This window comes from Porphyromonas gingivicanis JCM 15907, assembly GCF_000614585.1.
Classification (GTDB): domain Bacteria; phylum Bacteroidota; class Bacteroidia; order Bacteroidales; family Porphyromonadaceae; genus Porphyromonas; species Porphyromonas gingivicanis.
Window position 1 is genome coordinate 252398 of sequence record NZ_BAKX01000001.1, and the last position, 14028, is coordinate 266425.

Annotated in this window: 11 protein-coding genes and 1 pseudogene; 9 read left to right on the forward strand and 3 right to left on the reverse strand. The window is 42.2% G+C overall.

Going from position 1 to position 14028, the window contains the following annotated elements:
* Positions 1-78 precede the first annotated feature (78 nt).
* The 9 genes and pseudogenes from JCM15907_RS01125 to smpB all read left to right on the forward strand — a co-directional run bounded on the left by JCM15907_RS01125 (position 79) and on the right by smpB (position 8323).
* Positions 79-363: an HU family DNA-binding protein gene (locus JCM15907_RS01125; RefSeq protein WP_025842377.1), complete on the forward strand. Its 285-nt coding sequence runs from the start codon at positions 79-81 to the stop codon at positions 361-363.
* 368 nt (positions 364-731) lie between these two features.
* Positions 732-2300, forward strand: a complete 1569-nt coding sequence (locus JCM15907_RS01130) for an Rne/Rng family ribonuclease (protein WP_025842378.1) — start codon at positions 732-734, stop codon at positions 2298-2300.
* 2 nt (positions 2301-2302) lie between these two features.
* Positions 2303-2924 (forward strand): annotated as a pseudogene (gene recR / locus JCM15907_RS09995) (recombination mediator RecR).
* Between the two features lie 17 nt (positions 2925-2941).
* Entirely contained in the window at positions 2942-3469 is a 528-nt protein-coding gene (locus tag JCM15907_RS11925; RefSeq protein WP_159099885.1) for a GNAT family N-acetyltransferase, read from the forward strand.
* Entirely contained in the window at positions 3457-5469 is a 2013-nt protein-coding gene (ligA, locus tag JCM15907_RS01145; protein ID WP_036885293.1) for an NAD-dependent DNA ligase LigA, read from the forward strand. The genes JCM15907_RS11925 and ligA overlap by 13 nt, the downstream gene beginning before the upstream one ends.
* A 277-nt stretch (positions 5470-5746) precedes the next feature.
* Positions 5747-6064 (forward strand): 50S ribosomal protein L21, encoded by a 318-nt coding sequence (gene rplU / locus JCM15907_RS01150; protein ID WP_025842381.1) that lies wholly within the window; start codon positions 5747-5749, stop codon positions 6062-6064.
* A 23-nt stretch (positions 6065-6087) separates the two neighbouring features.
* A complete protein-coding gene (gene rpmA, locus JCM15907_RS01155) occupies positions 6088-6345 on the forward strand; it encodes a 50S ribosomal protein L27 (protein ID WP_025842382.1) in 258 nt (85 codons plus the stop codon).
* A gap of 231 nt (positions 6346-6576) precedes the next feature.
* A complete protein-coding gene (gene serS, locus JCM15907_RS01160) occupies positions 6577-7848 on the forward strand; it encodes a serine--tRNA ligase (protein ID WP_025842383.1) in 1272 nt (423 codons plus the stop codon).
* A gap of 4 nt (positions 7849-7852) precedes the next feature.
* On the forward strand, positions 7853-8323 hold the full coding sequence (gene smpB / locus JCM15907_RS01165; protein ID WP_025842384.1) for an SsrA-binding protein SmpB: 471 nt from the start codon (positions 7853-7855) through the stop codon (positions 8321-8323).
* A gap of 507 nt (positions 8324-8830) precedes the next feature.
* On the opposite strand, the gene nifJ is transcribed toward smpB, so the two are convergent.
* The 3 genes from nifJ to JCM15907_RS01175 are packed head-to-tail and all read right to left on the reverse strand — an operon-like array spanning position 8831 to position 13621.
* Positions 8831-12274, reverse strand: a complete 3444-nt coding sequence (gene nifJ, locus JCM15907_RS10005) for a pyruvate:ferredoxin (flavodoxin) oxidoreductase (protein ID WP_370664399.1) — start codon at positions 12272-12274, stop codon at positions 8831-8833.
* Positions 12205-12384 carry a hypothetical protein gene (locus JCM15907_RS13905; RefSeq protein WP_370664400.1) on the reverse strand — a complete coding sequence of 60 codons (180 nt, stop codon included), beginning with the start codon at positions 12382-12384 and terminating at the stop codon, positions 12205-12207. Before JCM15907_RS13905 ends, nifJ begins: the two co-directional genes overlap by 70 nt.
* 58 nt (positions 12385-12442) lie before the next feature.
* Positions 12443-13621 (reverse strand): AAA family ATPase, encoded by a 1179-nt coding sequence (locus JCM15907_RS01175; RefSeq protein ID WP_242396742.1) that lies wholly within the window; start codon positions 13619-13621, stop codon positions 12443-12445.
* Positions 13622-14028: the final 407 nt, after the last annotated feature.

Here is a 14028-nt window from a genome sequence, read left to right on the forward strand (position 1 = left end):
GATTTAGGTATTAAATAAATGTGTATATTTGCAATCCGAAAACAAAAGAAAATCAACTAATTAAAGAATAGATAGGTAATGACAAAGGCGGATTTAGTAGTCGAGATTGCCAAGAAAACGGGTCTTGATAGGGACGAGGTTCTCCGTGTGATAGAATCTTTTATGGAAACAGTTAAAGAGGAAATGGCAAAAGGAGAGGGAAGCAACATATACCTAAGGGGCTTTGGCAGTTTTGTTGTGCGTGAGCGTGCTCAGAAAGTGGCTCGTAACATTTCAAAGAAAGAATCGATTATAATTCCGAAGCGTAGAGTGCCCAGCTTCAAACCCTCTAAGGTGTTTGTGGGTATGTTTGAGGAGAAATAATCTACCTTATTATATATAAATCTTTTCCCGATTAGTGATAGAAGTAAATATAGTTTAGACTTAAGTTTAACCCTTTAATTTGAGAGAATATGCCAAGCGGTAAAAAAAGAAAGAGACACAAGATGGCTACCCACAAGCGTAAAAAACGTTTAAAGAAGAATCGTCATAAGAAGAAATAATTTAGACGATACGTTTTTGGGTCGGAGATACAGACAAAAGATTTATATCTTGCGAGAAGACCACTTGTTACAATCTTCTTTTTCTCCGATAGTTTACCATTGGGAGGAGATGTTCGTCTTTAAGACCGAAAAGCTCCTCCCTGTGTTTAATAGAATTACTAATAATCTTCTTTTAAGATTGGATTGATAATGGAAAGCCAACTGGTTATAGATGTGCGTGCCGAAGAGGTGGCAATGTGTCTTTTAGAAGACCGTAAACTTGTTGAATTTCAAAGAGAAAAGCAGACTTTATCTTTCCTTGTAGGTGATATATACTTGGGGAAAGTCAAGAAGGTTATGCCTGGATTGAATGCCGCCTTTGTAGATGTCGGCTCTAAGAAAGATGCTTTTTTACATTATCATGATTTAGGTAAGGTTTTTGGTCCTACTCAAACACTCTTGGAGCGCATCTCTGCCAATAGGATGATTCCTCCTTTGACGGAGTTGCCTGCTGGAACAAAATTGCTTCGAGAGGGAAAGATTGAGGATGTGCTCAAGGCTGGTCAGAAGCTGCTCGTACAAGTTGTTAAGGAACCCATCTCTACCAAGGGGCCTCGACTGTCAGCGGAGCTTTCTGTGGCGGGACGTTCTATGGTTTTAGTCCCTTTTGGGAAAGGCGTTTCTGTGTCGCAAAAGATTAGTTCCAAAGAGGAGCGTAAACGTCTCAAGGAGATTGTTTCGCCAATGGTACCTGCAGGGTTTGGAGTTGTTATCCGTACTTCTGCACAGGGTAAAGGGGCTATAGAGCTTGATGAAGAGCTGGTAGACTTACAAAAGCGCTGGAATGATAGTCTTATAAAAATAGCCGATGCACCCCGTGTCCCTACACTATTGTACGCAGAGAGTAATAGAACTCTTAGTTTGCTTAGAGACTCGTTCAATGCCTCCTTCTCTGCCATAACCGTAAACGATAGGGATATGTATGAGGATATTCATCGTTATATCTCTGTTATAGCACCCGAATGTGTTGATATAGTTCAGTTTTACGATAAGGATAAACCTATATTTGACCATTTTGATATTACAAGGCAGCTCAAATCTCTTTTTGGAAAAACCGTAACCTATAAGGGAGGAGCCTATTTGGTAATAGAGCAAACGGAAGCGATGCACGTTATTGATGTTAATAGTGGCAATCGCTCGCGCAGATCGAATGCGCAGGAAGAAACGGCTCTAGATGTCAATCTCTCGGCAGCCGAAGAGATTGCCCGACAGATGCGCCTTAGAGATTTGGGGGGGATAATTGTGGTAGACTTTATTGATATGAACGATACGGAACATCGCCAGCAGTTGTACGAACATATGAGAAAGGTGATGCGAAACGATAGAGCTCGTCACAACATATTACCTCTGAGTAAATTTGGTTTGATGCAGATAACCCGTCAGCGTGTTCGTCAGGCTATTTCGGAAAAGACGGAGGAGGTATGTCCCACATGTAGAGGTAAGGGCAAAATGCAACCCTCTATTCTTTTCTCCGAACAGATAGAGCGTAGTGTAGCAGATGTGGTAGATAATCATAACATAAAAAAGTGTACTCTTAGGGTGCATCCCTACGTGGCTTCTTATTTGCAGAGAAGAACGTTGTTTACCTCTTCGATATTTGCAAAGTGGCGGAAGACTTATTCTAAAGGCCTTAAACTACAAGAGGACCAGAGTATGGCTTTCTTGGAGTACAAGTTTTTTGATGAAGAAAACGAGGAGCTGGATCTTACCGATTTTTGATAATGGAGACGAAGTACTCTTCAAGATGGCTTGAAAAAGCGGTAGATCAGTTATCTCTTTTGCCAGGCATAGGTAGGAAGACTGCACTTCGTCTTGCGCTGTATATTTTGCGCAAACCAGATTCTTTTGCTCAACAGTTAGGGAACTCTATCAAGGAGTTGAAAGAGAATATAATTTATTGTCGTAAGTGTCATAACATAAGTGACACGGAGTTGTGCCCGATATGTAGTAGCCCTCAGAGAGATTCGTCCATAGTTTGCGTGGTAGAGTCCATAAGAGATGTGATGGCCATTGAGCGCACAGCACAGTATAAGGGATTGTACCATGTATTGGGGGGGATAATCTCTCCAATAGATGGTATTAGCCCTAACGATTTAGAAATCAATTCTCTTGTGGAGCGCATTTCTGAAGAAAACATACAAGAGGTCATTTTGGCTATAAGCCTACTATGGAGGGAGATACAACTAACTTCTATATTTATCGTCGCTTAGCTCCTTTCAGTATTAAAATATCTCTACTCTCTCGTGGTGTAGCTATGGGCGATGAGTTGGAGTACACAGATGATGTTACCTTGCACGAGCCATCAGAGATAGGAGTGATTTTGCCCAAAGTTTTCAATCTTAGTGCCATTCCCAATGAGTTTGGATATTTTCTACGATGGAGAATTAGAGCTTAGACCCGTAGAGCCTGCGGATGCTTCGCTTCTTCATGTGTGGGAAAACAATCCAGATCTTGCTTCAAGCAATACTTTGATAGAGCCGATGGCTCGCTATCAAGCTCAGCAGTTGGCAGATTTGGGACAGTCTCATCTCGCTTCTAACGGATGTGTTCTTTTTATAGCCTCTATACGGCAGGGCGCAGAGCTCATCCCGATAGGTTATATAGAGCTTTACAATTACGATTTTTATCATCGCCGAGCGGCTGTTGGGCTTATGCTTTTACCTTCTTTTAGAGGTAGGGGCTATGCCCAAAGAATACTTCAAATGATTATTTCCTATGCCCAAGATCTTCGCTTAAACCAACTGTATGGAGAGGTGATGGCTGATAATCTTTTGGGTAGGTCTTTCTTTGACCGCTCATCCTTCGTTGCGGTAGCTACTCTCCCTCGATGGTTTTGGCATGGGGGTGATTATCAAGATTTAATTGTCTATCAACTATGTCTACTATAGAACAGACCATAAAAAAGCTCCGCCAAGAAATCGAGGAGCATAACTATCGCTATTACGTTCTTAATAAGCCCGATATTGAAGACATAGATTTCGATGCTTTAATGCATAAGTTGGAGCTTTTGGAGCAGGAGTATCCCGAGTTTCAAGACCCTTCTTCTCCCACACAACGAGTGGGGAGCGACCGCTCCGAGCGTTTTGTCTCCGTAGCGCACGTTTATCCTATGCTTTCATTGAGCAATAGTTATAATTACGATGATGTGCGTGTCTTTTGGAATCGTTTGACAGAGGCTTTCCCCGAAAAAGCACCCTCCGTACATTGTGAGCTAAAGTTTGACGGACTTTCTATATCTGTGATATATATAGGTGGCGTTTTGCATCAGGCTGTAACGAGAGGCGATGGCTTGGTCGGTGATGATGTAACCCAAAATATACGTACTATTCGCTCTATCCCCTTGCGTTTGAAAGCCTCAAATCCTCCCCATCGAGTAGAGGTGAGAGGCGAGGTTATTTTGCCTTTTGCCGAATTTGAACGATTGAATGGCAGACGAATAGAAACAGGTGAGGAGCCTTTTGCTAATCCTCGCAATGCCGCTTCGGGTACGTTGAAACTCTTAGATCCTAACATTGTATCGCAGAGAAAATTAGATTGTTACTTCTATCATCTGTATAGTGATGCCTCTTTGCCTGAAGGACACTATGAACGCCTAGAACTTTGTAAATCTTGGGGATTAAAAGTATCGACTCATAATCGTTTAGTTTCCTCTTTAGAGGAGGTGTATAGCTACTTAGAGTATTGGGATACCGCTCGAAAGGAGTTGCTCTGTGCAACGGATGGTATTGTCCTGAAATTGAACTCCGTTCGAGAGCAGGAGTTTTTGGGTACGACTAACAAGAGTCCTCGATGGGCTATTGCTTATAAATATCAGCCTGAGCGGGCTCGTACACTTTTGAAGGGAGTCTCTTTTCAAGTGGGGCGTACAGGGGTTATTGTCCCTGTTGCCGAGTTGGAGCCAATACTCCTTTCGGGTACTGTGGTACGTAGGGCTACGCTACATAATGCAGACTTTATTACCTCCTTGGATTTAAGAGAGGGAGACTATGTGTTTGTCGAAAAAGGAGGAGAGATTATTCCGAAAATCGTTTCGGTAGATAGGGATACTCGTGTGGAGTTAGCCCCTCGCATCGCTTTCCCTGACCGATGCCCCGATTGCGGGGCTCCTTTGGAAAACAAAGAGGGAGAGGTTGCTTTTTATTGTACTAATTCGCTCGAATGTCCTATGCAGATTAAAGGGCGTTTGGAGCACTTCTGTACGCGTAAAGCGGCAGATATAAATATCGGTTCTGAGACAATAGCCGTGCTTTATGACAAGGGATGGGTGCGAAGGGTGGAAGACTTCTATATGCTTACCGACCTTCAATTAATGCAGTTGGATGGTTTCAAAGAGCGGGCTACTCAAAAGCTTCTGCTTAGTATCGAGCAGTCTAAGCGACGACCCTATGCAGCGATGCTTTTCGCTTTAGGTATTCGATTAGTAGGCGAGACGGTGGCGAAGACCCTGACCAAACATTTCCCTTCTATCGATTTGTTGCAAGCAGCCTCTCAAGAGGAACTTACGGCAATTGGAGATATAGGTACGAAGATAGCGCAGAGCATCGTTTCTTTTTTTGCCGATTCTCGTAATATTGAAACCGTCAAGGCATTGCGCTCTTTTGGTATCTCTCTTGCCGAAGAAGAGCAGGGGCAGGAGACATCCTCCTTGCTTTTAGGGGGAAATTCGATTGTTATAAGTGGTACTTTTCAGTACCATTCGAGGGAGGAATATGCTTCTATAATAGAGCGTTTAGGAGGAAAGAGGCTTTCTTCGATTTCTTCAAAAACTACTTTTATTTTGGCTGGAACTGAAATGGGACCGAGTAAGAGAGAGAAAGCACTATCATTGGGTATTCCACTACTTTCGGAGGAAGAGTTTCTCGCAAAGATTGGCAAACTTGATGATTAGTGCAGAAGCGTTTTCTTTCTCTTTATGTAGCCATACTTTCAAAAGGTATAATGGTTGTCAATAAAAGGTATAATGGTTTTGGGGAGAAGGTATAATCCTTTTGAGTGATTTCACAGAGGGTTTCTAAGCGAGTTAGTTGTGAATGTCTTTTGCTGTTTGTGAAGAATGTACTATCTTTGCACAGATTTTCCTATATAAGGCTTGGTAAGAACTCTTTTAGTGTGGATAGAGGACGCCTTATGGGACTAAAAAATTTTAGTAATAAGAGACGTAGAAAATGTACGTAATTGTAGAAATTCAAGGACAACAATTTAAAGTTGAAAAAGGACGTAAATTGTTTGTTCACCACATTAAAGGTGCAGAGCTTGGTTCAGAAGTATCTTTCGATCGAGTAATGCTCGTAGACAATGATGGTGCTGTTAAGGTTGGAACTCCTTTTGTAGAAGGGGCTAAGGTGGTTTGTGAGGTAGTTTCTCCTCTTGTAAAGGGAGATAAGATTCTTATTTTCCACAAAAAGCGCAGAAAAGGCTATAGAAAGCTAAACGGTCATCGTCAGCAATTCTCTGAAGTGCTTGTAAAAGAAGTATTGGCATAACACTAACATAGCAAGAAAGAAAAATGGCACATAAAAAAGGTGTAGGTAGTTCGAAGAACGGACGCGAATCAGAAAGCAAACGCCTCGGAGTGAAAATCTATGGAGGTGAAATGGCTAAGGCAGGTAATATATTGGTGCGTCAACGTGGTACGCAACATCACCCTGGCACAAATGTAGGTATGGGCAAGGATCATACCCTTTATGCATTAGTAGATGGTAAAGTTGTTTTTACACGCAAAGGAGAAAATCGCTCTTTTGTTTCTATTGAAGCTGAAGCATAAAAGACTACTTGGGTTTGCCCTATTTTGTTAGAGTAGGGTAGATGCAAAAATTATCATATCCTTATTCCTATTCAATATTATAGGACGGATTGGTATTGATATCAAGAGATACAGTTTCTTGCCTTGGGGATGCTCCTCATTGTAGAAATTGTATCTCTTTGTTTTTTATTCTAACGAAATAAAGCTCCTCCTGCAAAACAAGAATCACTTTAGATGTAATTTAGAGAATATATGCTCACCATAAAGAATATAGTAGAAGCTCCCGAAGAGATTATAAAAAAGTTGGCGGTAAAGCATTTTGATGCCCAAGAGGTTATAAGTCAAGTTATGGCCTTAGATTTAGAGCGAAAGCGAGCCCAACAAGCTAAAGACACCTTGCTTAGTGAGCAGAAGCTCCGTGCCAAACAAATTGGAGACCTGATGAAAAAAGGTGAGAAAGAGCAAGCTGAAGCTCTACGCCTCGAAGTGGCTCAGTTGAAGGAACGTAGCAAAGAGGAGGAGGAAAAAGAGAAAGAGGTCGAATTCTCTTTGAGAGAATTATTATTGACAATACCGAATACGCCTCACGAGTCGGTTCCTGAGGGCAATGGTGCTGAGGATAATTTGTGTGTCAAAACAGGAGGAGGACTTCCCAACCTTAAGGAGGGCAATAAGTTGCCTCATTGGGATTTGGCACAGAAATATAACTTGATAGACTTCGAGTTGGGCGTGAAAATTACAGGAGCAGGTTTTCCTGTCTACAAGGGAAAAGGAGCTCGTTTGCAAAGAGCTCTCATCAACTTTTTCTTAGATAAAGCTATTGAAGCTGGTTTTGTAGAAGTAGAACCTCCTTATGTTGTAAATGAAGATTCTGGATGCGGTACAGGACAATTGCCTGATAAAGAGGGACAAATGTATTTTGCTCCAGCGGACAATCTTTATCTTATCCCCACGGCGGAAGTACCTGTAACCAATATGTATCGTGATGTAATTTTGGATGAGGCAGAGCTCCCCATCAAAAACGTGGCTTACTCGGCTTGTTTTCGTAGAGAGGCAGGTTCTTATGGTAAGGATGTTAGAGGACTCAACCGTCTGCATCAGTTCAATAAGGTAGAAATTGTTTGTATTGATACGCCAGAGCATTCCTATGAGATGCTACAAACGATGGTAGACTATGTAGAGAGCTTGGTTACAGCTTTAGGCTTACCATGGCGCATACTACGTTTGTGTGGGGGCGATATAAGCTTCACTTCGGCATTGACTTTCGATTTCGAAGTCTTTTCTGCGGCTCAAGAGCGTTGGTTAGAGGTAAGTTCGGTTTCTAATTTTGAGAGTTTCCAAGCTAACCGCCTTAAGTGTCGTTATAGAAAAGACAAAGGTACACAGCTATGCCACACGCTCAATGGTAGTGCTTTAGCATTACCTCGTATTGTGGCTACAATTTTAGAAAACTACCAAACTCCAGAGGGTATTGTGGTGCCAGAGGTGCTCCGTCCTTATACTGGGTTTGATATAATCTGTTGATACAATGGCTACAAAGAAGCAGAAATTAGAACGTAACGTTTCGATAAAAAACAGGAGGGCAACGTTCGATTACGAAATAATCGAGCGCTACACTTCGGGCTTAGTACTCGTTGGTTCGGAGATAAAATCTATCCGTTTGGGCAAGGCAGGCTTGGTAGATAGTTACTGCTTCTTTATAAATGATGAGCTTTGGATCAAAGGGATGTATATAGCAGAGTATTTTTATGCCACTTATAATAATCATAAGGAGCGTAGAGATCGCAAACTATTGCTTTCCAAGCGAGAACTCGGCAAACTAAAAAACGCTGTAAAAACTCCTGGGATAACCATCATTCCGATAAAGCTATTCATAAACGAAAGAGGCTATGCCAAATTAGAAATTGGTGTTGCCAGAGGGAAGAAGTTATTCGACAAACGGGCTTCTATCAAGGAGCGGGAAGACAAGCGTGCGATGGATAGAGCTTTCAAACGTTAGATTTCCATTCTACCCCAAGACCCTATACAAAGGTTTCTCGACAGAGATCCTTGTTTGCATTCAAATAGAAGGAGCCTTCGCTTAAGGATGAGGCTCCTTTCTTTTTTGCATCTCTTCTTTGAGTTGTAGAGACCTCCCCTTTATCTTCTTTCCGATGGAGGAGTATTCTCTTTTATATGAATGATGAAAAACTCTTTCGATGCTTCTTTGAAATCTTACGTAAGTTTTCAAAGATTCTTACGTGAGTTTTTCAAAATCTTACGTCACTTTTGAGAGAGGATTGTACTACTTTCCAAGGTAGCTATTAAGCGATGTCCCCAAAGAAACTCTACAAGCCTCTGTTACATTCGCTTATTTGATGTTTTTAGAGAGAGCAGAAGAGAGTTTACGATACCACTGAATCCCCTTTTTCTTACTCCTCAAAAGAGCAATAAAAAAGAGAGTCCCAGCATTATGTTGGAACTCTCTTTCAAAAGTACTTATAGTCTCTTTATGAAACTATGATGGTTATTGTTGCTCTTCTTCTTCCGTCCAAGCTGTACGCACTAAGCGTTGGTACGATTTGTAACGATATTGAGCTGCATCAAGAGAGGCATTAGCCACCTCTTCTGCCTCTTCGGGGAACTGCTTGTAAAGAGATGAGTAGCGTACCTCGTTCTTCAAGAAGTCTTTGAACTTATCCCATTCAGGAGCCTTGCTATCGAATACGAAAGGATTTTTACCTTGCTCTGCCAGTGTGGGATCATAATGCCACAAGTGCCAGTAACCACATTCAACAGCACGCTTTTCTTCCATCTGAGAGTTGCCCATACCGCCCTTAAGTCCGTGAGAGATACATGGAGAGTAGGCGATTACGAGCGAAGGGCCATCGTAGGCTTCTGCTTCTCGCAACACTTTGAGCGTTTGTGCTTGGTTAGCACCCATAGCTATTTGAGCTACGTACACATAACCATAAGTGGTTGCGATAAGTCCGAGGTCTTTTTTGCGTACACGCTTACCACCAGCCGCAAATTTGGCAATAGCTCCTACAGGTGTACTCTTAGAAGATTGACCTCCAGTGTTAGAGTAAACTTCTGTATCAAGTACGAGGATGTTTACATTCTTTCCTGATGCTAATACATGGTCGAGGCCTCCGAAGCCGATGTCGTATGCCCATCCATCACCACCAATAATCCATTGAGAGTGCTTGAGGAAGTAATCTTTTAGTTCGCGGAGAGGAGCTAAAAGATCTGATGAGTCAGCCTCAAGAATAGGGATTATAGCATCGGTTAGACGGCGAGTTTCTACTCCGTCTTGGTATTTTTCAATCCATTCGGTGAGTAGAGGACGTAGTTCTGCATTGAGATTGTTAGCTTCAAGTACTCGCTCTACTTCGTGCAATAAGCGTTCGCGAAGGGTGGAAGCTGCAATCTGCATACCGAGTCCGAACTCAGCATTGTCTTCGAAGAGAGAGTTTGCCCAAGCAGGACCATGTCCCTTAGCGTTTGTTGTGTAGGGTGTAGAGGGAGCCGAACCAGAATAGATAGAAGAACATCCCGTTGCATTGGCTACCATCTGGCGGTCTCCGAAGAGTTGAGTAATCAACTTCACATAAGGAGTTTCTCCACAACCTGCACACGCTCCAGAGAACTCGAATAGAGGTTGAGCGAACTGGGAGTTACGCACGTTGGCTAAAACATCTACGAGATGAGCCTTATTGGTTACCTGTTTAACCATTTTGTCCCAATTCTTTTGTTCATCGTATTGGGTTTCCAGAGGCAACATCTCAAGAGCTTTTCCATCCTTGTTGCCAGGACATACGTTGGCACAGTTCCCACAACCTAAACAGTCTAAAACATCTACTTGGATGCGGAATGTGATGCCAGCCTCTTTCATGCCTTTTCCTGTTGCAGGGAGTGTGTGTACGCCTGTTGTTTCACGTTCTTTTTCGTCAAGAAGGAAAGGACGGATAGTAGCGTGAGGGCATACATAGGCACATTGATTACACTGGATACAGTTTTCAGCTTTCCACTTGGGAACGAAGGTTGCTACACCGCGCTTTTCACTTGCAGCTGTACTGTTGTCCCAAGTACCATCTTCTCTACCGATAAATGCAGATACGGGGAGGTCGTCTCCAGCTTGCGCATTAATCTTACGTACTACATTGTGGATGAAGTCCGTATCATCTTCATGGCGAACAGCAGGTTCATCTTCGAGAGAGGCCCACTCAGGCTTAACGGGTATTTCGATAACATCAGCACCACGATCCACTGCTGCATAGTTCATATTTACGATGCTGTCGCCTTTCTTGGCATAGCTCTTAACGATGAATTTCTTCATTTGCTCTACGGCAAGTTCGTAGGGAATGACGTTGGCAATCTTGAAGAATGCAGATTGTAAGATTGTATTGGTACGGTTACCTAATCCTATTTCTTGCGCAATGCTTGTAGCATTGATTGTATAGAAGCGGATGTTATTCTTGGCAAGATAACGCTTAATCTTATTGGGAAGGTGACGTTCAATGTCTGAGGGATCCCAAATAGAGTTCAAAAGGAAAGTTCCATTCTTCTTGAGTCCCTTTAGTACATCGTACATGTGTAGATAGGCTGGAACGTGACAAGCTACGAAGTCTGGAGTTACTACAAGATAGGTAGAACGGATAGGTTTGTCTCCAAAACGAAGGTGAGAGGCGGTAAAGCCACCAGACTTTTTAGAGTCGTAGGCAAAGTAGGCTTGGCAATACTTATCTGTATTATCGCCGATAATCTTAACGGAGTTTTTATTTGCTCCGACAGTTCCATCTGCCCCCAATCCGTAGAATTTAGCTTCAAACGTTCCGTCATCGAAAATCAAATCTTCGTGTTGAGGTAGAGAGGTAAACGTAACATCGTCTACGATGCCGATAGTGAAGTGATTCTTGGGTAAAGCCTGCTTAAGATTGTCATATACAGAGGCAATTTGTGCGGGTGTAGTATCTTTTGAGGAAAGTCCGTAACGACCTCCTACGATGAGAGGTGCATTCTCTACCCCAAAGAATGCTGTGCGAACATCCATATATAGAGGCTCTCCTGCCGCACCCGGTTCTTTAGTACGATCCAAGACAGCAATCCTTTTAACTGTTTTAGGAAGAGCTCCGAGGAAGTGTTTGATGCTAAATGGGCGGTAGAGGTGGACGGAAAGAAGTCCAACCTTTTCTCCTTGTGCCTGTTTGTAATCAATAACTTCGCGAATAGCTTCTGTCACAGAACCCATTGCTATAATTACGTGCTCTGCATCTGGAGCTCCATAATAGTCAAACAAGTGATATTGACGTCCTGTAAGCTCAGCCATTTTGTCCATATATTCTTGTACCATATCGGGCACAGCCAAGTAGAATGGATTAGAGGCTTCACGACTTTGGAAGTAAATATCGCCATTTTGTGCTGTCCCTCGAGTTACAGGAGAGTTGGGGGTAAGAGCTCTTTTGCGGAATTCCAAGAGAGACTGCTGGTCAATGAGGGGACGAAGATCTTCTGTGTCTAATGCTTCAATCTTTTGGATTTCGTGAGAAGTACGGAATCCGTCGAAGAAGTGAATGAATGGAACACGAGATTTTAGTGAGGTCAAGTGAGCCACCGCTGCCAAGTCCATAACCTCCTGTACAGAACCTGTGCAGAGTTGAGCCAAACCTGTCATGCGTGCTGCCATTACGTCTTGGTGGTCTCCAAAGATTGAGAGTGCCTGAGCAGCAATAGCACGAGCCGATACATGGAAAACTCCAGGGAGAAGTTCTCCAGCTATCTTATACATATTGGGAAGCATCAAAAGAAGTCCTTGAGAAGCCGTAAAGGTAGTTGCCAAGGCCCCAGCTTGGAGCGCTCCGTGCATAGCAGCTACTGCTCCTCCTTCACTTTGCATCTCTTCTACTTTGACAATCTCTCCAAATATGTTTTTGCGTTTCTGAGCTGCCCATTCATCAACGAACTCAGCCATAGTTGAAGATGGGGTGATGGGTAGATAGCAGCTACTTCGCTAAACATATAAGCGATGTGAGCGGCGGCTTGGTTACCATCACACGTCATCATTTTCTTCTGTTTTGCCATAATGATATATTCTTTAATCTTTCAATTGTTGTAATCTTATTTGTTTGTCTTTTTGACTTTAGTAGAGGAAGCCAAAGAGCCATAAGGGGATGATATTCTTTGCACCTGTATTGATGTTATTAACAGCATACAATCTATCTAAACGATAGCGCGCATTAGTCTCTTTGTCGATTCGGAATTGGTACTTAGAGTCCACTATAAAGTTTACATGAGCCCGCACGGTAGCCTCTACTTTCAGGCATTTGCTTACTTGATTTAGGAAGAAAGTACGACAAATCTCAGTCTCAGATAGAGAGTCGGGAGCCAAAACGTAGCCTAAGTTCGTATTGTCTAAGTAGCTGATGAGGGAAGATTTTGCCTCTGTGGCTTCTGAACGATGTACCAATGAGATGAGTTCTGCTTCTTTGAGGAAGTTTACGTAATTAGTAACCGTTGCTCTGGAGGTCGATATACCTTTTGCTAACTGAGATACGTTCAATAAAGTAGGGGAGGAAAGGGAAATTAGGTACAAAAGAGTACGCAGTTTGGGCAATAAGCGCTGGTCTATGTTTCTAATATACATAACATCTACCTCGAGGGTCATATTGATGTTTTTCAAAAGACTTTCGGAGTAGGTGTTTTCTGCTAAAAAGAAAGGGTAATATCCATGATGTATATAATCATTGAACCAGCTATTAGGATTGGCTTGCTCTAAAATAGTTTTGCTGATTTCTACATGATTATTGATGATTTCTTCCCATTGAAATACAGGCAAGCCAAGCCCCGTTTGAGAGTTGATATACTCACGAAGAGAAAATCCAGGAAGTTTGTAAATTTTTCCTTTATAGGTTTGTTTGTCCAAGGTTTCCTCTATTAGAGGAGAGCCTGTGTACATAATCTTAAGAGTAGGATATTTTGTGTAGCACTCATTAAGCTCTGACTGCCAGTTGGGATACTTGAATATTTGATCCAGGAGGAGCATCTCTCCCCCTTGTATTACAAAAGCTCCAGCAAAGTCTACTAGCCTTGTCGTCGAGAAAAGGAAATGATTGAGGTTAACATACAAACATTTTCTGTTGAGGATGCCATATTTTTCGATGGCCCAATCCAGTAAAAATGTAGTTTTTCCAATGCCGCGAGAGCCAATGATACCCACCAAACGCTCGTTGGGGTCAATTTCGTCCATCAAAAATCTCCTAACAGAGTTGGGACGATGTCTAAGTAAGTGGTCGTGTGTCCTAAAAAGACTTTCCATCATATTACCAACTGTTTGCGAGCAAAGGTAATATTTCTTTTTGTTTTTGCAAACAGCTTGTGGCAAAAACGATGTCTATATGTAGAAATATCCAAATGAATTCATTATTTCTTGTTATTTTGCATCCCTTTTGGAGTAGTATTCTTTTTTAGTTTTGGGGGATGAGTTTTCTCTCTAAAAAATGGACTGGATTAAACTTTTCTTTGGATTTATTTAGTTTCAAGCTCCATAATGCTTTTGTAAACCTATAAAAATACTATCTTTGCGAGTTAGTGTGTGACGACGCTCTGCGCTTGGAAGATAGAAGCCTAAAGAGGAACTGGATGCCCTAATCTCTCTTTAACAACTTCTTTACAAAAGAGACTGTTCGGAGAAGTCGCAAGAAAAGGACAAGGTTTATACCTCTCCTT